This window comes from Prosthecobacter sp. (assembly GCF_049294395.1).
Classification (GTDB): domain Bacteria; phylum Verrucomicrobiota; class Verrucomicrobiia; order Verrucomicrobiales; family Verrucomicrobiaceae; genus Prosthecobacter.
Genome location: NZ_JBAQCR010000216.1, coordinates 1 through 23,663 on the forward strand (window position 1 = coordinate 1; position 23,663 = coordinate 23,663).

Consider the following 23,663-nt stretch of genomic DNA (forward strand, 5'->3'; position numbering starts at 1 on the left):
GGCCTTGGTCTTCGCCTTGGCAGAAACGGTGGCTGCAGGCGCAGCTGCGGCGGCAGCGGCATTGCGCGCGGCACGGGCGGCGTCGGCCTCGGCCTTGCGTTTGATATTGCGATTGTTGAAGGCTTCGAAGTTACGGCAGCCTTCCTGTGCAAAGATCTGGTAGCGGTTCTCCATCTCCTTGACCACCCAGCGCAGGGCCAGCAGCGCCTTCTTGGGATCCGTCACCACCGGCAGCGCCAGATGCGGCAGCTCCTCGTAGTTCTGCATTTCCACGACCTTCGGGTCGATCATGATGAAGCGCAGCTCATCCGGAGCAAAACGGCAGATCAGGCTGGTGATGATGCTGTTGATGCACACACTCTTACCACTGCCCGTGGCACCTGCGACGAGCAGATGCGGCATCGCGGCAAGATCGCCGATGATCGTCTTGCCATACACGTCCTTGCCCAGCGCGACGGGCAGCTTGGACTTGCCGTTGACGAACACATCGTCCTCCAGCAGTTCGCGCAGCGGCACGATGGTCTTCTCCGAGTTGGCCAGCTCGATGCCCACGGTGTCCTTGCCAGGAATTGGCGCGAGGATGTTGATCCGCTCGGCGCGTGTGGCACGGGCGATGTCCGCATCCAGATTCGCAATGCGGCTCACGCGCAGACCATCGACGGGACGCACTTCGTAGCGGGTGATGGCAGGGCCACGGGTGATGTCCCCCGGCTCCACACTGATGCCGAAACTCGCCAGCGCTTTGACGATGGTGGCCTGGATGCCAAGCAGCTCGCTCTTGTCCGTCGGCGCACGGTGCGTCTCTTCCGGCCATTTCAGCAGCTCCATGGAGGGCAGCTTGTAGTCCTTGAACAGCTTGGTCAGATTTCCCAGCGAGCCATGCGGCGCCTGCTCCATCTTCTGCGCACGCTTCTGCTCCCACACCTCGGCCAGCTTCGGCTTGTCGCTGCGGTCCTCATGCGCACGGGACACGGAGGAGTCGATAATCTTCGGCGGTGGCGGATCAAACTTGAGCGGCAGCTCCATGTTGGTGGCCGCAGTTGCAGGAGTGTCCCCGCGCAGCTCCGTACCCTTGTCCTTTTTCTTCCGCCGCAGGCCTTCCGGCACGGGCGTCACGGTGCCAGGAATGGTGTTCGCCGCCTCCTCGGCCAGCTTTTCCTGGATCAGGCGCTGCGCCTCACGCTCAGCCTTCCAGCGGGTCAGTTCCAAACGAATGTTTTGGATCACCGTCAGCGGATGCTGGCCGGTCACAAGGAAGAGTCCGCCCATGTAAACGGTGCCGAGAACCAAGGTGGCCCCCACCTTGCCGAGCAGATGTTTCAAGAAGGTGCCGCCGATGACATAGCCCAGCCCGCCCGAACCGCCCAATGGGGTGAAATGATCCCGCTCACTGAGCAGGCTCTGCACTTCCAGCAGCGCGGCACCGCTGATGATCATGACAGCCACGCCCAGCCAGGCGGCTCGGGTGATCTTCATCTTGGAGTGCAGTTTGCACACGCCAAACCACGTCATGCTGAAGGGCAGCAGATAGGCCGAAAAGCCCATGAGCCAGAGCATGTGCCCCGCCACCAGCGCGCCAATGCGGCCGACAAAATTATGCGTCGTGTCCCCGGAGGATTCCGACAGCGCGAGGAAGGACCAGGACGGCATGTCGCGTGGATCATACGAGATCAGAGCCAGCAGCAGCATGGCCGCCAGCATCAGCAACAGGATGCCGAAAACATCATTCCACGGGCTTTCCTTCTCGTCCGTAGATCGGGCGCGAGGGGGGCGGGAGGCAGCAGCGGCACGACTCATGACAACAATCTGGTAATTGTGGCAGACGAAATTATTTAAGGCTACCGAAATATTTACCTTGCCTCACTTTTGTGAATCGGCTTCGATCCATTCCGGGTTGCTGCTTGACCGCAAAAAATCCCGCGAACATCTTTGTCCGTTGCTACGTCACACCACAATCATGAAAAACACCCTCGCCCTCACCCTTGCCGCCGTGCTTGCCCTCGGCGTCTCCGTCACCTCCACCACCAGCGCCCAGGACGCCGGCAAAGTGGACTTCGAAAAGCAAATCCTCCCCATCCTGAAGGAGAGCTGCTTCAAGTGCCATGAGAAGGAGCATGAAGACAATGGCAAGATCAAGAAGCCCAAAGGCGGCCTTCGCCTCGACAGCGCTGCAGCCATCATCAAAGGCGGCAAAGAATACCCGGATGAAAACGTCGTGGCCGGCAAGCCTGACGCCAGCTGGCTGGTGAAGACCATGGCCCTCCCTGACACCGACGACATGGCCATGCCTCCTGAAGGCAAAGGCGATCGTGTCACCCCGGCCAACATCGACCTCATCAAGAAGTGGATCACCGAAGGTGCCAGCTTCGGAGCCTGGAAAGGCGTTGAGTAAATTTTAGTCACCACATCTCACCACGAAGGGCGGAGCCTTGGCTCCGCCTTTCTTTTTCCCATTCATGAACACACCTTTTCGTTTCACCACCTGCCGGGCCGGATCTGAGGCCACGCTCAAGCGAGACATCGCCAGCCACTTCGTCGGTGAACTCACGCCTGCGTTCATGAAGCCGCAGTTCATCACTTGGAAGGTGAAGCATCCAGGCTTCAGCCCGCCCAAGAACCTGAGCCACTTTGCGCGCGTCAGCGGCATCTCCCTCGGCCTTTGCAAAACGCTGGCCGAACTGGTCGAGCACGCCCGCAGCCTCGGCAGCAAGCCCCTGCGCCTGCACGTCTTCCCGCGCATCACGGCGGAGGACGGCGTGGAAGCCGCCACCTGGCAGCGCATCGACGCACTCACCGCTGAAATCACCGCCGCACTAGGAGAAGCGGGCGTCGCCCTCGAAACCAGTCCGACCTTCGCGCATGGCGATCTGATTCTCGATGTCATCGTCGGCGAGACTCCAGAAGAACCTCTTTTCCTTGGTTGCCACGAGCACCAGCCCGGCATGCACACCCATCCCGGTGGACTGCCCCGCATCGCGCTGCCCGCCGATGTCCCCTCACGTGCCTGGCTCAAACTCGAACAAGCGCTCGCCTGGCGTGGCTGGGATCAGCTTGATTTCAGCGGGCAGACCGCCCTCGATCTCGGCTGCGCTCCCGGCGGCGCCACCTATGCGCTGATCCAGCGCGGCATGAACGTCCTCGGCATCGATACCGGTGAAATGGACCCGCGCGTGCTCGATCTGGCCAAGGCCAAAGGCGTCCGGTTCGACCACTGGCGCACCGCCGCTGGCCGGCTCAATCTCACCGCCCTGCCACGCGAAGTGGCCCTGCTGCTGTGCGACATCAATCTCGCCCCGCCGCTGGTCATTCCCGAGATCCAGCGCATTCAAGACGCGGTGCAGGCACGGCGGCTGATCCTCACGATCAAGCTCAACACCCCGGCCCTCGAAGACCGCGCCCACGAGTTCATCGACACCATCCGCGACTTCGCCCCCGCCCCCGTGTTTGCCACGCAGCTGGCTGGCAACCGCCGGGAGATTTGCATCTGCGCCGGTTAAGCGCGGAGCGGCACCACCTTGCAGTCCAGATCATGCGTGGAGTGAATGCGGCGCACCGTGGCGCTGCGTGAGCGCATCAAACTAGCATGCGTTTCCACGCGGTGGCCAACGAGGCGGCAGCCGGGCAGCAAAGGGCTGTCGCTGATGCCTGTGGCGCAAAACAAGGCGCTCTCTCCCACGATCAGTTCATGCACGCGGAAAACCTGCTCCATCTCAGAGGCAGGCGTGTACGCGGCGACCTCGGCGCGGTGGGCTTCATCGTGAAACCACATGCGCAGCTGCATGTCGCCACCGAGGCATTTCAGCGCAGCAGCAGCCAGGATGCCTTCGGGAGAGCCGCCCATGCCCACGTAGAGATCACAGTTGGACTCCGGCATCGAAGGCGCGACCGCCGCAGCAATGTCACCATCCGTCACCATTCTCAATGCAGCGCCTGAGCGGCGGATCTCCTCGACGATCTCATGATGACGCGGACGATCCATGGTGGAAACGACAAGGTCGCGTTCACGCTTGCCCAAGGCCTGGGCCACAAAGCTGATGACCTCATGCAGCGGCATGTCGAGGAAGCAGCGGTCTCCGCTGCCCTCCAGCGCCTTCTTCACCGCCGGCCCGTAGGCGATTTTGTGGCTGTAGAAGCTCGGAATGCTTTTCATGGCGCACGGCGCACCGTCAGGAATTTGCGCCGCCGCGATGACGGAAATGCTGTTCGGCAGGCCTTTGGCGATGTTGCTGGTGCCGTCGATGGGATCGAGGGCGATGTTGAAGCGCGGTGTGCCATCGCGCCAGGTGCCCAGGTGTTCGCCGACGAAGATGCCGGGCGCATTGTCCTTGATCCCCTCTCCGATCACCACCTCGCCACGAATGTCGAGGATGTCGAAGACGCCATAGATCGCGCTGCAGGCGGCACCATCCGCGAGCTCTTTTTCACCCCGGCCAAGCCAGTGAATGGCCTGCAGGGCCGCGTTTTCCGTGGCACGCACGAATTCAAATTCGAGGATGCGTTCCAGATCGTGAGTGCTGCGCAGCGGTGGTAAGGACGTGGACATGGCTGGTGGTAAGGCAGCAATGCCAGAAGGCCGCAAAAAGTCACGATCCCTTTTGGCATTTCGGGCAGAAGAACGTCGAGCGCTGTCCCTGGACGATGCGCTTGATCTCCGTTTTGCAGACGCGGCAGGGCTCGCCGGCACGATCATAGACGCGCAGCGTCAGCTTGAAGTAGCCGGGCTCGCCGCTCTCGTTCAAAAAGTCCCGCAGCGTGGTGCCGCCCATTTCGATGGAAGCCGCCAGCACCTCGCGGATGGCCTTCACCAGTTTCCCAAGCCTCGGCTTCGTCACCTTGCCAGCCGCCTGCCGTGGATTGATGCCCGCCATGAACAAAGCCTCGCTGGCGTAGATGTTGCCCACGCCCACCACGACATGCGCATCCATGATGACCTGCTTGATCGCTGCCGTCTTGCCCTTGCAGGCAGCCTGTAAATGATCCGCCGTGAACTCATCCCCCAGAGGTTCAGGCCCGAGGTCTTTGAGCAGCGGATGCTGCATCGGATCCCCCTCAATCCACAATGCCGCCCCAAAGCGACGCGGATCATGCAGCCGCAGTTGCTTGCCGCCCTCCAGCGTGATGGCCAGATGGTCATGCTTTTTAAACGGCGTGTCCGCCGGCAGCACCCGCAGATTTCCCGACATGCCCAAATGCAGCAGCAGCGTGCCTTTGGCGGTGCCAAAAAGCAGGTACTTCGCCCGGCGCGTGCCCGTCTCAATCCGGCAGCCTTCCAGCTCATGAATCGTGTCCGGAATCGGCCACCTCAGCCGCTTGTCACGCACGATCACCTCCCGAACCCGTTTGCCAATTACATACGGCGAGACCCCGCGCAGAGCGGTTTCAACTTCGGGGAGTTCAGGCATGGCCTACTTGCCTTCCAGCGCCTGCTCCAGCGCACGCCACGCCAGCATGGCGCACTTCACACGCTGGGGAAATTTTTGCACGCCTTCGAGGAGGATGAGTTCGCCGAGGGCGTCTTCGTTGGCAGGGGCGCCGTCGCCCATGACCACGCGGCGGAAGTCTTCACGCACGGCGGCGGCTTCGTCCTTGGACTTGCCTTTGATCTTCTGCGTCATCATGGAGGCGCTGGCCTGGCTGATGGCGCAGCCTTGGCCGGTGAATTTGAGGTCGTCGATGTTGCCGTTGTCGGCCACCCGTACCCAGACGTCGATCTCGTCGCCGCAGGAGGGATTGTCGCCATGGGCGTGCAGGCAGGGCGGCGGGAGTTCGCCGTGATTGCGCGGATTCCGGGAGTGATCAAGGATCACCTGCTGATAAAGGTCGCGGAGGTCGTCAGAGAGCATGGTCAGGTGAAGAACTTACGCGCGAGGAGCAGTACTTCGACGAGGCGATTGATCTCTTCGAGCGTGTTGTAGAAATAAAAGCTGGCGCGGGTGGTGCCGGGCACCTTAAAGCGCTTCATCAGCGGCTGGGTGCAGTGATGCCCGCCGCGCATGGCCACGCCGTGGCTGTTGGCGAACTCGACAAGGTCGTGCGGATGCGCAAAATCGAGATGGAAGGCGACGAGCGCTCCACGGTGGCCGTTCTGCGGGCCGAGGATGCGGATGCCGGGCACCTCGCTCATGCGCTGCACGGCGTAGTTGGCCAGATTGTGGTCGTGACGCTGGATGTGTTCGAGGCCGATGGCCTCCAGATAATCAATGGCGGCACCGAGACCGATGACACCGGAGATGTCGGGCGTGCCCGCCTCGAAACGATGCGGCGGCGCCTTGTAGGTGCTGCTCTCCATGGTGACCGCCAGAATCATCTCGCCACCGCCATGCCAGGGCGGCATGGTTTCCAGAAGGGCCATGCGGCCATACAGCACACCGATGCCGGTGGGGCCGCACATCTTGTGACCGGAGAAAACGAAGAAGTCGCAGCCCAGATCTTTCACATCGATGGGCATGTGCCCCGCACTTTGCGCGCCATCCAGCAGCGTCACCGCGCCGAGGGCCTTCGCCCTGGCAAGGAGTTCCTTGGCGGGATTGATGGTGCCGAGCGAGTTGGAAATATGGACGAAGGCGAAGAGCTTCACCTGCTCTGTGAGCAAGGTTTCGATGGCGGCGGAATCAAGCGTGCCGTCATCCAGCACCGGGATGTATTTGAGCGTCGCGCCCGTGCGCTGGGCGAGCAGCTGCCACGGGACGATGTTGCTGTGATGCTCCATGCCGGTGATGAGGATGACATCCCCTGCCCGCAGATTCTGAGTGCCCCAGGTGTTCGCGACGAGGTTGATGCCCTCGGTGGTGCCACGGGTGAAAATGATCTCGTCCTCCGACGCCGCGCCGATGAAACGCGCCACTTTTTTCCGCGACGCCTCAAAGGCCTCGGTGGCACGGTTGCTCAGTTCGTGCAGGGCGCGGTGGACGTTCGCGTTGTCACGCTCGTAGTAACGCGAGAGCGTCTGAATGACCGCACGCGGCTTCTGGCTGCTGGCCGCACTGTCCAGATAGACGAGCGGGTGACCATTCACCTGCTGATCAAGGATGGGGAAATCAGAGCGTATGCGGTGCCAGTCCATGTCTTCCGACCCAGACACTAGCGTGCCACCACACTCTGTCGAGTCGTAACGCTGACGGGGGCCGCCTTGCGGGCTGCGTAGATGCCGCGGCTTTCGACCTTGCTCGCACGATCCTGCAATGAACCCGATTTGCCGTCTGCTGGCAGATTGTTCTCGCCCAGCATGTTCAGCATGGAGGCACCAGTTTCATCAAACGCTCTCACGGGAGCGCAGTTCTTTAAGGCTTCCCACGTTTGGCAGCTGGTCAGGCCAGTGGAAAGCAAAATGAGAAAACTGAGACGGGCGAATTTCATTAACTTCGTGTTTATCATGACGTTGCGATTCTGTAAACAAAAGATGCTCATGGCTTGAAAGCCACGTGGGAAATGGAGCTTGCAGCCGTTGGACGGATTTGGCGATCTCCCCTGGCCTGCACCTCGCGTCCGCGCATCTCCAGCGTCTTGCTGGCAGTCGTCCCCTTGCCATTCTCGTCAGCTAACATCAGGGCATAAGGAGCCAGACGCAATGCCGTGCCGATCAAACCACAATTGCTCAGCAAGAGGGTGGCGGCGAAGGCAAAAATCAGACGGGATTTCACGGGCATTTGTTGTTTTTATCACAATCGCCTGAGAGAGTAAACATATATGATGCCCTCGGCCCGGGGCGAAACTTGTGCTTTGTCTGGCAAACATTGCCGCTGCAGGCCCGTATTCCACTGCCCTTCCGTTTCCAACCCACATGAAGAAACTGCTCACCATCCTCCTCGCCCTCACCGTCTCGCTCCAGGCTGAGATCGAACTCAAGCAGGGCGACAGCATCGCCATTCTCGGCAACGCGCTGCCTGACCGCTCACAATATTCCGGCTGGCTGGAGACGATGTTGACGCAGGCCAATGCCGGCAAGGACCTCACCTTCCGCAATCTGGCCTTTTCCGGCGATGAGGTGCAGACCTGGCACCGCATCGACAACTTCGGCACACGCGACGAATGGCTCACGAAGGTGAAGGCTGACGTCATTTTCGCCTTTTACGGCTACAATGAATCCTTCAAGGGCTACGAGGGCATTGAAGACTTCAAAAAGAACCTCGCCAAGTTCATCGACGACGCGAAGGCGCAGAACTACAGCGGCAAAGGCGCGCCGCGCATCGTGCTGTTTTCGCCCATCGCCCTGCAAAAGCTGGCCAATCCAAGCCTCCCGCCGGTGGAGGAAAAGAACACCAACATCCAAAACTACGCCGCTGCGATGAATGAAGTCGCCACCGCGAAAGGCGTGACGTTTGTGGATCTCTTCCAGCCCAGCGCCAAGGGCCTGCCAGAGGGCTCCACACTCGACGGCCTCTACATTACCGACAGCGGGGAAAAGGCCATCGCGGAAGCCGCCTTCAAATCCCTCACCGGCAAGGATGCACCGCAGGTGAATGAAAAACTGCGCAAGGCCATCAACGACAAAAACTGGGAATGGCACCAGCGCTACCGCACCGTGGACGGCTACAACGTCTATGGCGGCCGCTCCGGCCTCGCCTACGCCGCTGGAGTGGGTGGTTTCAAACAGAACGAGCGCAATCCCGAGAAGCCCTACATTTCCAATTACCAGGTGATGATGGAGGAAATGGCCCAGCGCGATGTGAAGACGGCCAACCGCGATCAGCGCGTCCACGCCATCGCCAAAGGTGGCGATCTCGAAGTCAAAGACGACAACCTGCCGCCCGTGGAAAAAGTCCCCACCAACATGCCCAACCCGAAGGAGGGCAAGGAGTTCAACAAGGTGCCGATGACCGGCATGACCTTCACGCCCGAAGGGCTTGTAGCTTTCCCTGACGCCAAGGAGGCAATGAAAAACATCCAGGTCGAAGCCGGACTCAAGATCACGCTCTTTGCGGATGAAAAGAAATTCCCCGAACTCGCCAAGCCGGTGCAGATGGCCTGGGACACCCGCGGCCGCCTGTGGATCAGCGCCTGGCGGAACTACCCCGAGCGCACCCCCACCAGCACCAAGGGCGACAGCCTGCTGGTCTTTGAAGACACAGACGGTGACGGCGCAGCGGACAAGATGACCGAGTTTGCCGACAATCTGAACTGCCCCACCGGATTCAATTTCTACAAGGATGGCGTCATCGTCATGCAGTCGCCCAATCTCGTGTATCTCGAAGACACCGATGGCGACGGCAAAAGCGACAAGCGCACCATCCTGCTGATGGGCCTCTGCGCCGCCGACTCCCACCATGAAACGAATGCGCTGAGCTACGACTGCGGCGGTGCCCTGTATCCGAGCGATGGCGTCTTCCACCGCACGCAGGTGGAAACACTCTACGGCCCCGTGCGCAACACGAACGGCTGCATCTACCGCTTTGACCTCAACCGCCGCACGCTGGAGCGCTTCACCACGGACGCCACGGTGAATCCCCATGGCAAAGTGTGGGACCGCTGGGGCAACGCCTTCTTCACCGACGCCACCGGCAACGTGAACACCTTTGCCGAAGCCTCCTCCTGCTACCTGCCACGCGAAGGCGGCGGCAGCGCCAAACTGCAGGAGTTTTGGAAACGCCCCGCACGCCCTGCCGCTGGCAACAACCTCATCTCCAGCCGCCACTTCCCCGACGACTGGCAGAACAATTTCCTCAACTGCAATGTCATCAGCTTCCAGGGCATCTGGCGCGTGCCGCTCATGCCGGATGGCTCAGCCCTGAAGGGCGAAGTCAGCAACGAACTCGTCAAGGTCGATCCCGCCGTGTATCCCACCTTCCGCCCAAGCGCCGTCAGCGTGGGCCCGGATGGCGCGCTGTATTTCTGCGACTGGTCCAATGCCATCATCGGCCACATGCAGCACCATTTGCGTGACCCAAACCGCGACCACCTGCACGGCCGCATCTACAAGCTGACCTATGAAGGCCGTGCGCTGCTCAAGCCTGCCAAAATCTACGGCGAGAGCATTGAGCACCTGCTCGAAAACCTCAAAGCGTGGGAGGACAACGTGCGCATGCGCAGCAAGATCGAACTCGCCAAGCATGATCCCGCCAAGGTCGCCGTCGCTGCAAAAGCATGGGCCGCAAAGCTCGACCCGAGCGACAAAGAGTACGAGCACCATCGTCTTGAAGCGCTGTGGACGCACCAGTGGGTGGATGTCGTCGATGTGGATCTGCTCAAAGCCGTTTTGAAATCTCCCGAGCCTCGCGCCCGTGCCGCCGCGACGCGCGTGCTCTGCTACTGGAAAGACCGCGTTCCAGGCGCGCTTGATCTGCTCAAGGTCGCCGTCAACGACCCTGCCATGCCGGTGCGCATGCACGCGGTCCGCGCCCTCAGCTTCTACCAGCCCACGCCCGATGCGGAAAAGGCCCTCGAAATCGCCTATGACGTGCTCAAACAGCCCACCGACTATTACATCGACCACGTCTTCAGCGAATGCAGCAAAGGCCTGCAGTCCGTACTCAAGACCAAGGTCCTGCCGAAAGATCCCGGAGCGCTGGCCGAGTTCATTGCCAAGACCACCGATGCCGACTTGAAGGGCCTGCCCGATCTGGAACCCGTTCTCATCGAAAAACTCACGCGGCCAAAACTCACCGCCGACGTCCGCGCGAAAGCTCTCGAAGAACTCGCCAAGACGAGCGGCGACGACGCGCCCGTCGTGCTCGTGAACATGCTCAAGCGCATCGAAGCCGCCGACGGCAAACTCAACGCCACCGCCGATGATCTCGGCAAGCTCCTGCTCGCACAGTCCCCGGGCATGCTCGCCCGCCACGGCACGCTCATCAAGACCCTGGCCCAAGATGCGAAACAGGCCCCCGTGAAACGCGCCTGCTACGCCGCCTACATCGTCGGAGACAAAACGCCGGACAACCTCTGGAAGGCCGTCACCGACGGCGGCGAGCGCAACTATCTCATCGAAGCCATCGCCCTCATCCCCGCCAACGAAGCCGCCCTGCGCGCCAAATTCCAGCCCCACCTCACCGCCCTGCTGGGAGATGCCAAGCTCGATGGTGGCCGCCTTCGCGCCGTGCTCACCGCCCTGCCCCTCATGGGTGCAGACAATGCTGCCGCGAACTTCCAGATCGTGGCACAGCACCTCATCGACGGCAAAGAGCGCAACGCCGCCGCCAAGGCCCTCATGAAATTCCCGAAAGCCAGCTGGGACGCCGCCAAAGCAAAACCCGTCACCGACGCCGTCCTCGCCTACGGCAAGACGGTGAAACCCGCCGACCGCAGCAAGCCCGAGTATGTCGAGATCATCGCCGCCGCCAAAGAAATGGCCGCGCTGCAGGGAGACGCTGGCAAAGCCACCCTCGCCGAACTGAAGACCATCAGTGTCGATGTCTTCGTCGTCCACACCGTGCATGAGCAGCTCCGCTTTGACACCACCCGGATCGAAGTCACCGCCGGCAAGCAGTTTGAAGTCATCTTTGAAAACGACGACGTCATGCCGCACAATTTCGTCATTGTCCCTCCCGGCAAGCACATGGAAATCGGCACCGCCGCCATGACCATGACGCCCGACAAGCTCGACAAGCAAGGCCGCGCCTTCATGCCCACCGCCTTTGAGAAGGAAATTCTCGCCGCCACCAAGCTCCTCGAGCCCGGCCAGAAGGAAACCATCAAACTCAAAGCCCCCTCAAAACCCGGTGAATACGAATTCGTCTGCACCTTCCCCGGCCATGCCGTACTGATGTGGGGCACGCTGAGCGTGGCGAAGTGAGGCGTTTTGATAGCCCCCTGAGCGCCCCCTCGAACGCGATAGTGTCCTCGAAGCGCCGGTCCTCCGGCGCTTTCGAGCGTGCCTTAGCCTGCGCAAAGCTCCACAGGAATGGAGCACTCCAGGACGCTGACGCGCCTGCAATGCTCCATCGTGAAAAGCGACTCAGCTCTCGCGGATTTTACCAGCGAGCGAATCCAGCGTACGCTTGAAGTCGTTGGAACCGTTGACGAGGTTCGTGACGACTTTGCAGGCGTGGATGACGGTGCCGTGGTCACGACCACCGAATTCATCACCAATCTGCACCAGCGGAAGCTTGGTCAGGGTGCGCGTCAGATACATGGCCACCTGACGGGCTTCGGCGATGTTTTTCGGACGACGCGGGCCGGTGAGGTCGCTGACGCGCAGATCGTAATGCGTGGCGATGATGCGCTGGATGCGGTCCACAGTGACGGTCTTGGACGGATCTTCATCGATCACATCATGCAGCATCGTCGCGAGTGCAGATTCCGTGGGGACGGTGCCTTCGAGCGAGACATGAGCGGCGACGCGCATGAGCGCGCCTTCCAGCTTGCGCACGTTCACACGGATGCGCTGCGCCATGAAGTCGAGGATCCATGGGTCGAGAGAGACGTTGAAGTCGCTCTGCTTGCGGCGCAGGATGGCGATGCGGGTTTCAAAGTCCGGCACCTGGATCTGCGTGGCAAGGCCCCACTCAAAGCGTGAGACGAGGCGGCTTTCGAGATTTTTGATCTCGCTCGGCGGGCGGTCGCTGGCCAGGACGATCTGCTTCGCGTTGTTGAAGAGCTCGTTGAAGGTGTGGAAGAACTCCTCCTGCGTGCTGTCCTTGCCCTCGAAGAAATGCACGTCGTCGATGAGCAGCACATCCACCTTGCGGTATTTCTGGCGGAACTGGCTGAAGGTCTGGCGCTTGATGGCGTCCACGAACTCGTTGGTGAACTGCTCGGAGGTGACGTAGCGCACGTTCGCACGTGGTTTGCGCGCCAGCACTTCCTGGCCGATGGCCTGAAGAAGGTGCGTCTTTCCAAGCCCCGTCGGGCCGTAGAAGAACAGCGGATTGTAGATGCGGCCCGGCTTTTCAGCCACCGCCTTGGCAACAGCCACGGAGTAGCTGCTGTTGGGGCCGATGACGTAGCTGTCGAAGTTAAACTTGGCGTTCAGTCCCGCTTCGCTGAAGAAACGGATCGGAGCCTGGTCACCGGCGTTGACACGCGCCGCCTTGAGTTCGGGCATGGGCGCGTAGGAAACGGGGGTCGGTTCCGTCGCCACATGAAACTCAATGACTGCAGGCACTCCAGTGACTTCAGCCACGGCATCGGCAACGGCCACCGTGTGATTGCTCTCGATCCAGAGCTGATGGATCGGATTCGGCACGGTGATGATGAACCTGCCGTCATCTGCCAGACGACCCGAGGTGCCGCTGAAGCAGCGCTGAAAATTATCCCCGCCCAGACGCTTCACCAAAACTTCGCAGACCTGGTCCCAAACCGTGGGAACAGGTGTGAACAGTTCTGTGTGTGCATGGTGAGCCGAGCCATTGAGGGAAGAGTGATTCGAGTTTTCATCGTTGCGCGCCATGATGAGTGTTTCTGGGAGAATGAGGTCGGGATTAGGTTGGTAAGATGCGTCGGCAGGTATTCAATTGGGAACAATCAGGAGGCCATCGAATATCTTTTTAAACGACCATGCTTTGTATGTCGAAACCGACACATGAAACAAGCTCTTCTTCGATATATTTTTTGAAGTTTCCATCCAAACGAACAAAACATTCAAAATTAATTTGCATTAAAATGTGAAGATCTGTGCAAACAGCAGCGAACAAGCTGTGAACAGTTTGCGAATAGCTGTGCGCAACCAAAACAGGCACACAAAATGCGTGCCTGATCTCATGCGGGAAAAGATCATTCCCGCATGGAGCAAACCGGCATCAATGAGCCTTCTTCACATGCTCGCCGAGGAGATCACGGCCAAAGTCGCCGTCAAAGCTGCGCCAGACACTATGCACATGGTTGGCATCGTTCTGGGTGTTGTCATACTCGAGCAGGAAGGTCTTGCCCTGCACACGGTAGTAGTGCGGTTCGCCGCGCTCCTTGCCACCAGCCCAGGCGAAATAAATCGGACCGCTCTCTTTAAACTCGGCGCGGGCGGCTTCAGCAATTTCGGGACGCATCCGGTCAATGTACTCCGAAATGATGCGCGTGAGCATGTCCTTCTGCTTCGCGTTGAGTTCCGAATCAACAAGACCGGCAGGTGACAGCGGGTTCACCTTGTGCTCCGCTGCAGTGATCATTTCCTTGGGGGCTTCCGTGGCGACAAAGGCCGTCTTGAACTGCTCAGGCGTCAGCGACTTGACCAGTTCACGGCCCAGTTCTTCCTCGACTCCCAGCACACGCAGTCCGGTGAGCGGCCCCTGACGGATTTCACCTGGATTGGTACCCATGAAAGCGGGTGTAGCACGGAGCATCTGGCCGTCTTTGATGGTGAAATTCAAGGACAGGTGATGTCCTTCCACACGCCAGCCCCAGGCACCCTTGTCAGCGGGTTCACCGAAAATTGAGACAAAGTATTTTTCTGGATCGCGTTTTTCACGGACGGCGGCGCGCTTGGATTCATCCGCACCTTCCATCTGATAGAGCACTTCTTCGAGACTCATGATCGTCACCGCCTTGGCGGAGCCACGGAAGCTGAGACCGGTATTTAAGAGAGCATGGGCGAGAAGGCGCTGCTGCGGCGTCATTTCCTTGAGGGGCAGCCCCTTGCGCTCACGCGGGATGAAGTGCCAGTTTTCGCGCTCCTCGGCGGCAAACTCGAAGCAAGCCTTCGCTTTTTGTTCCGGAGTCAGCGCAGCCAGAAAGACCTTGGCAATGGCGGACATCTGCGTGCCCGCATCGTGCGCCCCCACCTTGCTTGGAGTGAAGCTAGAAAGGGCAAGGCAGATGCCGAGAAACGGGACAGAAAGGCGCTGAGCGAGGTGCATGATGGTGGTTGTGAGTCGTCTTGATTGGATGACAGGGCAAGTCGAACGCTCATTCTGGGAGAGGTTTGTCATTCATTGTCATCATTTTTCACGTTGCGAGCGCCGAGACGTTGACACTTTCCTGCGTGAGGTTGTAGTCTGATGATTATCGTAAAATACCGTTTTCACGCATCACCCGCCAAGCAGATCCGAATTCATGTACTCCAATGAAGCATACCTCCTCGAACAGCTCCTGGAAACCGGCCAGCTGTCCGAGCGTGACATCCAGCATGCAAAAACAGGTCTGAAGCCTGGAGAGAGCGCCGTTGCCATATTGGTTAAAACAGGCACGATCACAGACGAGCAGATCGCACGCACGGTTGCCGTCAGCTCCGGCATGGAATACGTCGATTTGAATGGCTTTGAAGCCCATCCAGGCCTGAAGGGACTTGTTCCTGTGGATGTGGCCAAGAAATATAAAATTGCGCCGCTGGGGATAAACGGGAGCACCTTGCAGATTGCAGTATCCGACCCGTTTGACTTCGAAACGCTGGATGCTCTGCCACATGTGCTGCAGCCGGACATCGAGTACTACTGCTCCACCCCGGGGCTGATCAAGACAGTGCAGTCCAATATCTATGGCAATGAAGCCATTCTTGGCATTGAAACGAAGGGCGCAGACGCTGGCACTTCCTCAGACGCTGACGCCCCGGTCATCAGGCTGGTGCAGAACATGCTGATGGAGGCCTTCAAGCAGAAGGCTTCTGATATTCACGTGGAGCCGCTGGAAAAGGACATCCGCATCCGCTACCGCATGGACGGTGTCCTCGTGGACGTGGAGCACCACCCCAAACGCCTGCATTCCGCGATCATCGGGCGTCTCAAAATCATGACCGGCTCCATGCAGCTGGATGAAAAGCGCATCCCGCAGGACGGCCGCATCCAGATGAACTTCAATGACAAGGAGATCGACATGCGTGTGTCGATCATCCCAACCAACAACGGTGAAAGCGTCGTCATGCGTGTGCTCGACAAGAGCAGCCTGAAGCTCGGCCTCGTGGATCTTGGATTCCTGAGTGATGACCAGGCCTCCTTTGAGCAGCTCATCACCCTGCCTGACGGCATCATTCTGGTGACCGGCCCCACGGGCTCCGGTAAAACGACCACACTGTACGCCTGCCTCAATTTCATCAACCGCCCTGACCGCAAGATCATCACGGTGGAAGACCCGGTCGAATACGAACTCGCGGGGATCAACCAGGTCATGGTGAAGGAAGACGTCGGCATGACTTTCGCCGCTGCACTGCGCGCCATGCTGCGTCAGGCGCCCAACATCATCATGCTGGGGGAAATTCGAGATTTGGAGACGGCCTCCATCGCCATCCAGGCGTCCCTTACGGGTCACTTGGTCTTCAGTACGCTGCACACCAACGACGCACCGAGCGCCGTGGCACGTCTCACGGACATCGGGGTCAAGCCCTTCCTCACCGCTTCCGCCGTTCGCGCGATCGAAGCTCAGCGACTCGTCCGCAAGCTCTGCCCCGACTGCAAACAGCCCGGCAAACTCTCCAATCACGAACTGCGCTCCCTCGGCCTCGAAGCCGCCCAGATGGCGGAAGCCACCATCATGAGCGCCGTCGGCTGCTCCAAATGCCGCCAGCGTGGTTTCCGCGGTCGTATGTCCCTCGTGGAGATTTTCAAAATCAACGACGAAGTGCGCAGCATGATCAACCAGCAGCTCACCACTCCCCAGCTGCGCAAGCGAGCACGCGAACTGGGCATGCGCACCCTGCGTGAAGACGGCATCCGCAAGGTGCTTTCCGGCCTGACCACCGCCGACGAAGTGATCGAAGCCACCATGTCTGACGCCGATTGATCCCCACTCCCAGACTTCCCCAACGAATTTCATTTCTTAAAGACGACTATGACTCCCCATAATGTGGTAGAGATGCTCAAAAGCCGGGGCGTGATCGACAAAGGTCTCGCCTACGACATCGAGCAGGATTCCGTGCAAAACGGCAAAGACATTGTCCAGGTGCTGCTGGCCTACGGCATCTACACCAATGAGGATGAATTCTGGGCGCAGGTGGCCGATGAACTCGGCGCCGACCACTTCGACCTCGACAATTTCGAACCACCGCCCTCCGTCATCGCCTTGATTCCGGCAGGCATGGCACGCCTCTACGGCGCGTTTCCGATCACGCTGGATGCGCAGGGACTGCACGTCGCCTTCACCGATCCGCTCAATCCCCAGCTGGTGGAAGACCTGCGCTTTGGACTCGAAAAAACGATTGTGCCTGTCGTCGCCCGCCGCAGCCAGGTGCTGACTTTGATCGAGAAGTTTTATGGCGCTGGCGCACCCAGCATTGAGGAAATCTTCGGCCAGCTCGGCAAGAGCGGCAAAGACGGCATCACCGCTGAAGCAGAAGCGAATTCCGCGCCCATCGTCAAGTTCGTCGACCTGGTGATGCAGCAGGCCATCAAGGAGCGAGCGAGCGACATTCACTTCGAGCCCTTTGAGCGCGAGTTTAAAATCCGCTATCGTGTGGACGGCGCGCTGTATGAAATGGCGCCGCCGCCCATTCACCTGGCCACTTCGATCATCTCCCGTATCAAAGTGATGTCGAACATGAACATCGCCGAGCGCCGCATCCCGCAGGACGGACGCATCATGACCAACGTCGGCGGCAAGCCGGTGGACATGCGCGTCAATTCCCTGCCCACGCAGCACGGTGAGTCTGTGGTGCTTCGTGTTCTTGACCGCTCCTCGATCAACATCGAGCTCGATGCGCTGGGCATGCAGCCCTTCCTTCAAGACTACATCGTCGAGACCATTCACAAGCCCAACGGCATCTTCATCGTCACCGGTCCGACCGGCGCTGGCAAGACCACGACCCTCTACGCCTGCCTGCGCAAGATCAACACCATCGACTGCAAGCTGATCACCGCCGAAGACCCGGTGGAATACGAACTCGACGGCGTCATGCAGGTGCCGATCAATGACGCGGTGGGTCTGACCTTTGCCAAGGCCCTGCGCTCCTTCCTGCGTCAGGACCCTGACCGCATCATGGTGGGAGAAATGCGTGACCTTGAAACCGCCCAGATCGCGATCCAGGCCTCCCTCACCGGCCACTTGGTGCTCAGCACCCTGCACACCAACGACTCTGCAGGGGCCGTCACCCGTCTGGTGGACATGGGGGTGGAGCCATTCCTCGTCTCTGCCACGCTGGAGGGAGTGCTCGCCCAGCGCCTTCTGCGTACAATCTGCAAGAGCTGCCGCTCGCCGTATGAACCGAGCCTGAGCATTCTCAATCAGCTCGGCCTCACACCGGAAGATCTCGGTGGCAAGCACTTCTACACCGGCTCGGGCTGCTCTGTCTGCGGCAACAGCGGCTACAAAGGCCGAAAGGGCCTCTACGAGCTGCTGGATGTCACCGATCCCATCCGCGAGCTCATCACCGGCCGCGCGCCCTCCATTGTCTTGAAGCAGAAAGCCATCGAACTCGGCATGGTCACCCTGCGTGAAGACGGTCTGCGCGGCATTTACGATGGATCAACGACCATCGAGGAAGTGCTGAAATACACCTGATCTCCGCAACGCCAGACGGCGCCCCCTGCCGAGTGCAACCCTGTACATTATTTGATGGACAGAACACCCGCCGTCCCGGTATTCTAAAATTACCCTGAACAAACGCCGCCACGATACGCCCCTATGCCCACGTTTCATTACATCGCCCTGGATCAGAACGGACAGGAAACCGCCGGAGATCTTGACGCTGCCTCCGAGGCAGATGCCATCAATCAACTGCGCCAGACCGGCCTCTATCCGACCAGCGTCGCCGCCGAAGGCCAGGGCCAGGCGGCTGCCATCAAGAAACGCGTCAAATCCACCTCCAAGGGCAAGGCAAAGACCGTCAAAGTCGGCGCAAACGCCAAGGTCAAGAGCAAGAGCCTGATGATTTTCACACGTCAGCTCGCCACGCTCATCGATTCCGGCCTCCCCCTGCTGCGCGGTCTCACCGTGCTGGGCCGTCAGGAGCCCAATCTGGTGATGAAAGGAACGATCACCACGCTGGCGGACAATGTTCAGACCGGCAGCACCTTCTCCGAAAGCCTCCAGCAGTACCCGCGCATCTTCAACAAGCTCTACATCAACATGGTGAAAGCCGGTGAACTCGGCGGTGTGCTTGAGCTCGTGCTCAACCGTCTTGCCGAGTACCAGGAAAAGGCCCAGAAGCTCAAGAACAAGATTGTCGCGGCGATGGTTTACCCGATCATCGTCATGTTCATCGCTGCGGCCATCATGGTCTTCCTCATGCTGGTCATCGTTCCACGCTTTGAGTCCATCTTTGACGACATGATTCCTGGCGGCAAAGAAAAGCTGCCGGCGTTGACGAAATTCGTCATCGGCTTCAGCCGCACCATGTACGACTACATCTGGTATCAGGTGGCCGGTCTGGCAGCGATCATCGCCGGCTGGCGCATGATGGCCGCCACCAAAGGCGGACGCCGGTGGATTGACCGTACCAAGCTCAAGCTCCCGCTCTTCGGCGATGTGCAGAGCAAAACCGCCATCTCACGTTTCACCCGCACTCTGGGAACGCTGGTGACCTCCGGCGTGCCCATCTTGCAGGCCCTGAACATCACCCGCGACACCGCCGGCAACACAATCATTTCCGACGCCATCACCAAGGTGCATGACGCAGTGAAAGAAGGTGAGTCCATGGTGGCGCCTCTGGAGTCCAGCGGAGTCTTCCCCCCGATGGTGATCTCCATGGTCGACGTGGGTGAGGAAACCGGCCAGCTTCCTGAGATGCTTCTCAAAATCGCTGACGTCTATGAAGACGAAGTGGACAATTCCGTCTCCGCCCTCACCTCCATGCTGGAGCCCCTGATGATCGTCGTGCTCGCCCTCGTCGTGGGTGTGATCGTCATGGCCCTCTTCCTCCCGCTCATCGACGTGATCAAAAACCTCAGCGGCGCTGGCGGCTAAGACTGGACACCACCCCCAACCAACCTTGGAGTCATGAAATCAACCCGCTTGTCATTCCATTCACGCACTCGCGCCTTCACTCTGGTGGAGATGCTGATCGTGGTCACCATCATCTCGTTGCTTGCCGCTCTGACCATGGGCGGGTACACCTATGCCATGCGCTCCTCAAAACGGCGCCTGACCACAGGAACGTTTGAGGCGATCAAACTCGCGCTTGAACGCTACAACACGGAATTTGGTGAATACCCGGAGCCGGCCAACAGCAATCAAATGGTGCAGTTTCCTCCCGGCCTGGCCACCTATGACACCTCCGGGGCTTCATGCCTCTATCAAGCGCTGACAGGTGACGGTTACGACCAAATCAAAGGGGTCACTGGCGATCCTGCAGGAGGCGGATCAGGCGGCACGTCAGATGGCAAAGTGGAAGGCGCGGCCGAACTCAAAAACAAGATGTTCGTCGAAATCCCACAGACCATCTACACCCGAAAAGGCAGCACTTACATGCTGATTGACGGCTTTGGCCACCCCTTTCAGTACCTCAAAGCAGCCATCCCCACCACCACGACGACCGGCGCTGGAAGCGGGGGCAGCACTCCCACTCCCACTCCCACCACCATCAACACCACGTATGATCTCTGGTCATACTCAGAAGATGAGCAAAACACCACCAAGCAAAGCATCAGCACTTTGACGGACCCAACCGTGTCCGTAAAATGGATCAAAAACTGGTAAATTGCGGCGGCTGCTGCTTCTGAAAACGACCTCTTGCGTGTTTCCGGGCAAAGTTTGATCAAGTATGCCCATCGGTCTCGCCATCGCCTCCATTCTTGCGCTGTTCGTCAGTTTCTGGGCATTGAACATCGCACGTGACCCGAGCGTCTGGCGACTCTGGTGGATGGATTTGCTCGGAGTGCTCGATGTGGATTCCAATCGGGATCAGCGGCGCAGCCAGGAGCGCCAGATGTCCTTCATCTGCTTCACGCTGTTCCTGCTCCTGCTCTCCACCGGCCTCAGCGGAGCCTTCTGGACGGTCGACTTGGTGCGGGATCACAAACGTGACAAAACACGCTTTGAGCGCGCAGAGGAGAGCTCCAACCGAGAAATTGAGAAGGTCAAAAGTCAGCCTCAGAGAATTGCCCGCTGAGGATGCGGCCGGCCTGATGGGGTGGATTTTGGTTTGCACGGGGCGTGCATCGCTGCGAAGAAACGTCTCATTCCCCATCCCGACCCCATGAACCGCCAGGAAAATCTCGAATCCCTCTTTCGCAACGGCAAGACCGTCATCCTTCCCATTGACCACGGTTGCGCCATTCCAGTGCCTGGCTTGGAAAACCCCTTTCAGCTCATCGATCAGGTCAATGAATTCGTCGATGGCTACGTCATGAACCTCGGTGTCGCCCTGCGCGCTGCCGACAGCCTCGCCGGCAAGGGCATCATCCTCCGCACGGACGTCTACAACACACGCACCACAGGTGAAGGCGCCGGCAGCATCGGCGTCTTCGGCGTCGAAGAAGCGGAAATGGTCGGCGCCAATGCCGTCATGAACATGCTCTACCCCTTCTCCGCCTATGAGAAGGCCAATTTCCAGGAGTGCGCCGACCTCATCCGCCTCAGCCTCGACACCGACATTCCCGTCATCCTGGAATCCCTGCCCTACGCACTGGGCGCTCCGGAAAAATACACCGTGGAAAATGTCAGCTTCGCAGTCCGCCTCGCAGCCGAACTCGGCTCGGATGTCGTGAAGTGCCCGTACCCGACCAATGGCACGGTGGACGACTTCCGCCGCATCATCGGCCAGAGCTTCGTCCCTGTCATCATCCTCGGCGGCGCCGCCATGGGAGACGACGCAGGCCTCCTGAAGATGGTCGAAGACGCCATGGATGCCGGTGCCGCCGGCGTGGCGATCGGTCGCAACGTCTGGCAGCACAAAAACCCAGCCGCCATCGCCCGCAGCATCGCGGCCGTCGTGCATGAAGACGCCTCCGCGCTTGAAGCCCTCGCACTGCTGAAAGAACCGGTGCGCTGAGTCAGTTTCGTTTTCCCCGCCATGAAACGACTGCTTCTTGCCGCCAGCCTGTTCGCCACCTGCTCTCTTCACGCCCAGCAGCTGCAATCTTTCGAGATCAAGGCTGACGACTGGGCCGATGGCGAGCCGCCAAAGGAAGTCTTCATCGTGGATGGCACCATCAAGATCGCCGCGCGCGATGGCAGCAAGGCCATCGTCATCGATCCCAATCCCGTCACCGACGCCAGCGCCCAGCTGGCCGTCTCCGCCAGCGGCAATGCCAGCATCGAAGCCAAAATCCTCGCCATCAAGCGTGGCCGCAGCACTCCGCGCTTCGGCGTCAGCGTGCATGGCATGAGCGGCCACCGGCTCATCGTCAATCCCGCCAAGAAATCCCTCGATCTCGTCAAAGGCGACCAGACGCTTGTCACCGTCCCCTTTGCCTGGACCAGCGAAGCTTGGGTAAAGGTCAAACTCGAAGCCAAAAAAGGCGCTGGAGACGCCTGGACCATCACCGGCAAAGCCTGGCCTGCCGATGCCGCAGAGCCTGCCGAGCCCCTCATCAAGCACGAGGACACCAAGCTCAAAGGCCAGGGCAAATGCGCCATCTGGGGCACCCCCTTTTCAGGCGAGCCCGTGTTCTTTGACGACATCAAAATCAGCGTCGAAGCAGCCGCCGCCGCTCCTTAAGGCGCAGGCGGTGGTTTGACCGTGATTCGGTGAGGCAAAGAAGCCGTCGCTTCTTTGCCGCTGAGCGTTTCGAACTTCGTCAGCCGGGCAAACATGAAGCCGACAAAAACACTGGCATTCATCTCGATGGGAATGCGCAGCTCATCATCTGAAACCCAGATGGTCGCCGTCTTCATCTTCTTGTAGGCGCTGAGGGCCAGCGTGGTGCGGTCGATTTTTCGAATCTTCAGCCCCAGCTTGATGCAGGGGCGCTTCTGCCCGCCATATGTGATGGTCTCGCGTCCCTGCACCTCAAAGGTGGTCAGGTAGGGCGTGTCCCAGGGCTGCACCACCCGTGTGATTTTTTGCCCGTTCTTCAGTTCCAGGCTGCGCACATACAGGATCACGGAAAGAATGTCATCCATGGGGCCATAGGCGCACACGGCGGTGGAGCTGGACGGGGATCCCTTCACCGGCTGCACTTGCGTCTGCGTGATCACACGGTGCCGCTCAAATGCCACGCGGTAGCGGCAGGTCTCTTCACTGTCCGTCTCACGGTGCTGCAGAAAGTGCGCCCGCAGATCCCCCCGATGCATGATGGAGGACATCTCACAGTCGTACTTCCATAGCGTGCGCGCCAGCCCCGTGCTCGCGGCGGAGGCATCGGCACGCCAGTACTCACCCGCTTCACGCACCGTCAGCGTGGCCTGTCCGGCCGTCATCACATGGCTCCAGCCGATGTCAAAAGTCAGCTTGCAGGGCGGCACCTTCCTGTGAGTTCCTGCCGTGCCAGGCGTGAGCTCTTTGACCCATTCCGGTGACTGCGCACAGGTCATAGAATGGCTCAGCACACCCAGGAGGAAAACGAGTAGAAAGCGCATGCGCCCACTATTCCCTCAATTTTCCCTTTTGCCAGTCTGTGTCTTTTCCGCCACAGTCCCCTCATCATGCACGATCCCCGAATTGACGCCCTCTCACGCCAGCTTGTCCGCTACTCCACCAAGGTTAAAAAAGGTGACCTGGTCTGGATCGACCTCTTCGACGTGCCGAACACCGTCGGCCAGAGCCTCATCCGTGAGGTCGTCGCCGTCGGCGGTCTGCCCATGGTGCGCATCAATGACGCCGTGCTCACCCGCGAGCAGATGATTCATGCTTCTGAGAAGCAGTACGACATCATCGCCGAAAACAACCTCGCCTTGATGAAGCAGACCGACTGCTACATCGCCGTGCGCGGCAGCCACAACATCACCGAAGCCGCCGACGTTCCGCCGGAGAAAATGAAGCTCGTCATGGC

21 protein-coding genes are annotated in these 23,663 nt (G+C 59.8%); 11 read left to right on the plus strand and 10 right to left on the minus strand.

All coding sequences use genetic code 11. From position 1 onward, the window contains the following. The coding region (locus WAW39_RS14805; RefSeq protein ID WP_422319973.1) for a DNA translocase FtsK 4TM domain-containing protein at positions 1-1,797 on the minus strand (1,797 nt) is incomplete at its 3' end. A gap of 160 nt (positions 1,798-1,957) precedes the next feature. Between WAW39_RS14805 and WAW39_RS14810 the strand changes: the two genes are divergently transcribed. Next, positions 1,958-2,392, plus strand: coding sequence for a c-type cytochrome domain-containing protein (locus tag WAW39_RS14810; protein ID WP_422319974.1), 435 nt, complete (start codon positions 1,958-1,960; stop codon positions 2,390-2,392). A 64-nt stretch (positions 2,393-2,456) separates the two neighbouring features. Further along, entirely contained in the window at positions 2,457-3,497 is a 1,041-nt protein-coding gene (locus tag WAW39_RS14815; RefSeq protein ID WP_422319975.1) for an SAM-dependent methyltransferase, read from the plus strand. Here WAW39_RS14815 and WAW39_RS14820 read toward each other — a convergent pair. The 6 genes from WAW39_RS14820 to WAW39_RS14845 all read right to left on the minus strand — a co-directional run bounded on the left by WAW39_RS14820 (position 3,494) and on the right by WAW39_RS14845 (position 7,640). Beyond that, on the minus strand, positions 3,494-4,543 hold the full coding sequence (locus WAW39_RS14820) for a fructose-bisphosphatase class II family protein (protein ID WP_422319976.1): 1,050 nt from the start codon (positions 4,541-4,543) through the stop codon (positions 3,494-3,496). The genes WAW39_RS14815 and WAW39_RS14820 overlap by 4 nt on opposite strands. Positions 4,544-4,583: 40 nt before the next feature. Further along, positions 4,584-5,402: a bifunctional DNA-formamidopyrimidine glycosylase/DNA-(apurinic or apyrimidinic site) lyase gene (gene mutM, locus WAW39_RS14825; RefSeq protein ID WP_422319977.1), complete on the minus strand. Its 819-nt coding sequence runs from the start codon at positions 5,400-5,402 to the stop codon at positions 4,584-4,586. A 3-nt stretch (positions 5,403-5,405) separates the two neighbouring features. Next, entirely contained in the window at positions 5,406-5,843 is a 438-nt protein-coding gene (gene sufU, locus WAW39_RS14830; RefSeq protein ID WP_422319978.1) for a Fe-S cluster assembly sulfur transfer protein SufU, read from the minus strand. 2 nt (positions 5,844-5,845) lie between these two features. Then, the gene (locus tag WAW39_RS14835) at positions 5,846-7,063 is read right to left on the minus strand and encodes a cysteine desulfurase (protein WP_422319979.1); all 1,218 of its coding nucleotides are present in this window, start codon (positions 7,061-7,063) and stop codon (positions 5,846-5,848) included. 17 nt (positions 7,064-7,080) lie between these two features. Beyond that, positions 7,081-7,236, minus strand: a complete 156-nt coding sequence (locus WAW39_RS14840) for a hypothetical protein (RefSeq protein WP_422319980.1) — start codon at positions 7,234-7,236, stop codon at positions 7,081-7,083. A 167-nt stretch (positions 7,237-7,403) separates the two neighbouring features. Next, entirely contained in the window at positions 7,404-7,640 is a 237-nt protein-coding gene (locus tag WAW39_RS14845; RefSeq protein WP_422319981.1) for a hypothetical protein, read from the minus strand. Positions 7,641-7,780: 140 nt separating this feature from the next. On the opposite strand from WAW39_RS14845, the gene WAW39_RS14850 reads away from it, so the two are divergent. After that, positions 7,781-11,728 (plus strand): PVC-type heme-binding CxxCH protein, encoded by a 3,948-nt coding sequence (locus WAW39_RS14850; protein WP_422319982.1) that lies wholly within the window; start codon positions 7,781-7,783, stop codon positions 11,726-11,728. A 162-nt stretch (positions 11,729-11,890) separates the two neighbouring features. Here WAW39_RS14850 and dnaA read toward each other — a convergent pair whose 3' ends face one another. Together dnaA and WAW39_RS14860 are read right to left on the minus strand one after the other, a co-directional pair. Then, positions 11,891-13,324: a chromosomal replication initiator protein DnaA gene (gene dnaA / locus WAW39_RS14855; RefSeq protein ID WP_422319983.1), complete on the minus strand. Its 1,434-nt coding sequence runs from the start codon at positions 13,322-13,324 to the stop codon at positions 11,891-11,893. Positions 13,325-13,673: 349 nt separating this feature from the next. Continuing rightward, the gene (locus WAW39_RS14860; RefSeq protein WP_422319984.1) at positions 13,674-14,723 is read right to left on the minus strand and encodes a DUF3500 domain-containing protein; all 1,050 of its coding nucleotides are present in this window, start codon (positions 14,721-14,723) and stop codon (positions 13,674-13,676) included. Between the two features lie 196 nt (positions 14,724-14,919). On the opposite strand from WAW39_RS14860, the gene WAW39_RS14865 reads away from it, so the two are divergent. From WAW39_RS14865 to WAW39_RS14895, 7 genes are all read left to right on the plus strand, one after another. Then, on the plus strand, positions 14,920-16,578 hold the full coding sequence (locus tag WAW39_RS14865) for a GspE/PulE family protein (protein WP_422319985.1): 1,659 nt from the start codon (positions 14,920-14,922) through the stop codon (positions 16,576-16,578). 48 nt (positions 16,579-16,626) lie between these two features. Beyond that, positions 16,627-18,291 (plus strand): GspE/PulE family protein, encoded by a 1,665-nt coding sequence (locus WAW39_RS14870; protein ID WP_422319986.1) that lies wholly within the window; start codon positions 16,627-16,629, stop codon positions 18,289-18,291. A gap of 123 nt (positions 18,292-18,414) precedes the next feature. Continuing rightward, complete coding sequence (locus WAW39_RS14875) at positions 18,415-19,695, plus strand: type II secretion system F family protein (RefSeq protein WP_422319987.1); 1,281 nt, start codon at positions 18,415-18,417, stop codon at positions 19,693-19,695. A 33-nt stretch (positions 19,696-19,728) separates the two neighbouring features. After that, positions 19,729-20,427, plus strand: a complete 699-nt coding sequence (locus tag WAW39_RS14880; protein WP_422319988.1) for a type II secretion system protein — start codon at positions 19,729-19,731, stop codon at positions 20,425-20,427. 64 nt (positions 20,428-20,491) lie between these two features. After that, the gene (locus tag WAW39_RS14885) at positions 20,492-20,839 is read left to right on the plus strand and encodes a hypothetical protein (protein WP_397383745.1); all 348 of its coding nucleotides are present in this window, start codon (positions 20,492-20,494) and stop codon (positions 20,837-20,839) included. 87 nt (positions 20,840-20,926) lie between these two features. After that, the gene (locus WAW39_RS14890) at positions 20,927-21,721 is read left to right on the plus strand and encodes a class I fructose-bisphosphate aldolase (protein WP_422319989.1); all 795 of its coding nucleotides are present in this window, start codon (positions 20,927-20,929) and stop codon (positions 21,719-21,721) included. A gap of 21 nt (positions 21,722-21,742) precedes the next feature. Next, the gene (locus WAW39_RS14895; RefSeq protein ID WP_422319990.1) at positions 21,743-22,390 is read left to right on the plus strand and encodes a hypothetical protein; all 648 of its coding nucleotides are present in this window, start codon (positions 21,743-21,745) and stop codon (positions 22,388-22,390) included. On the opposite strand, the gene WAW39_RS14900 is transcribed toward WAW39_RS14895, so the two are convergent. Continuing rightward, positions 22,387-23,250, minus strand: coding sequence for a DUF3108 domain-containing protein (locus WAW39_RS14900; RefSeq protein WP_422319991.1), 864 nt, complete (start codon positions 23,248-23,250; stop codon positions 22,387-22,389). The genes WAW39_RS14895 and WAW39_RS14900 overlap by 4 nt on opposite strands. A gap of 66 nt (positions 23,251-23,316) precedes the next feature. Here WAW39_RS14900 and WAW39_RS14905 point away from each other — a divergent pair. After that, positions 23,317-23,663: aminopeptidase (locus WAW39_RS14905; protein ID WP_422319992.1), on the plus strand; the 347-nt coding region annotated here is incomplete at its 3' end.

Excerpts from the sequence above, each read along its gene's own strand:
- WAW39_RS14850 (WP_422319982.1), top strand. The coding sequence starts at position 7,781 with ATGAAGAAACTGCTCACCATCCTCCTCGCCCTCACCGTCTCGCTCCAG.
- WAW39_RS14840 (WP_422319980.1), bottom strand. The coding sequence starts at position 7,236 with ATGCTGAACATGCTGGGCGAGAACAATCTGCCAGCAGACGGCAAATCG.
- WAW39_RS14835 (WP_422319979.1), bottom strand. The coding sequence starts at position 7,063 with ATGGACTGGCACCGCATACGCTCTGATTTCCCCATCCTTGATCAGCAG.
- WAW39_RS14820 (WP_422319976.1), bottom strand. The coding sequence starts at position 4,543 with ATGTCCACGTCCTTACCACCGCTGCGCAGCACTCACGATCTGGAACGC.
- WAW39_RS14880 (WP_422319988.1), top strand. The coding sequence starts at position 19,729 with ATGAAATCAACCCGCTTGTCATTCCATTCACGCACTCGCGCCTTCACT.
- WAW39_RS14860 (WP_422319984.1), bottom strand. The coding sequence starts at position 14,723 with ATGCACCTCGCTCAGCGCCTTTCTGTCCCGTTTCTCGGCATCTGCCTT.
- WAW39_RS14900 (WP_422319991.1), bottom strand. The coding sequence starts at position 23,250 with ATGCGCTTTCTACTCGTTTTCCTCCTGGGTGTGCTGAGCCATTCTATG.
- WAW39_RS14815 (WP_422319975.1), top strand. The coding sequence starts at position 2,457 with ATGAACACACCTTTTCGTTTCACCACCTGCCGGGCCGGATCTGAGGCC.
- mutM (WP_422319977.1), bottom strand. The coding sequence starts at position 5,402 with ATGCCTGAACTCCCCGAAGTTGAAACCGCTCTGCGCGGGGTCTCGCCG.
- WAW39_RS14885 (WP_397383745.1), top strand. The coding sequence starts at position 20,492 with ATGCCCATCGGTCTCGCCATCGCCTCCATTCTTGCGCTGTTCGTCAGT.
- WAW39_RS14865 (WP_422319985.1), top strand. The coding sequence starts at position 14,920 with ATGTACTCCAATGAAGCATACCTCCTCGAACAGCTCCTGGAAACCGGC.
- WAW39_RS14870 (WP_422319986.1), top strand. The coding sequence starts at position 16,627 with ATGACTCCCCATAATGTGGTAGAGATGCTCAAAAGCCGGGGCGTGATC.
- WAW39_RS14890 (WP_422319989.1), top strand. The coding sequence starts at position 20,927 with ATGAACCGCCAGGAAAATCTCGAATCCCTCTTTCGCAACGGCAAGACC.
- WAW39_RS14810 (WP_422319974.1), top strand. The coding sequence starts at position 1,958 with ATGAAAAACACCCTCGCCCTCACCCTTGCCGCCGTGCTTGCCCTCGGC.
- WAW39_RS14895 (WP_422319990.1), top strand. The coding sequence starts at position 21,743 with ATGAAACGACTGCTTCTTGCCGCCAGCCTGTTCGCCACCTGCTCTCTT.
- WAW39_RS14875 (WP_422319987.1), top strand. The coding sequence starts at position 18,415 with ATGCCCACGTTTCATTACATCGCCCTGGATCAGAACGGACAGGAAACC.
- dnaA (WP_422319983.1), bottom strand. The coding sequence starts at position 13,324 with ATGGCGCGCAACGATGAAAACTCGAATCACTCTTCCCTCAATGGCTCG.
- sufU (WP_422319978.1), bottom strand. The coding sequence starts at position 5,843 with ATGCTCTCTGACGACCTCCGCGACCTTTATCAGCAGGTGATCCTTGAT.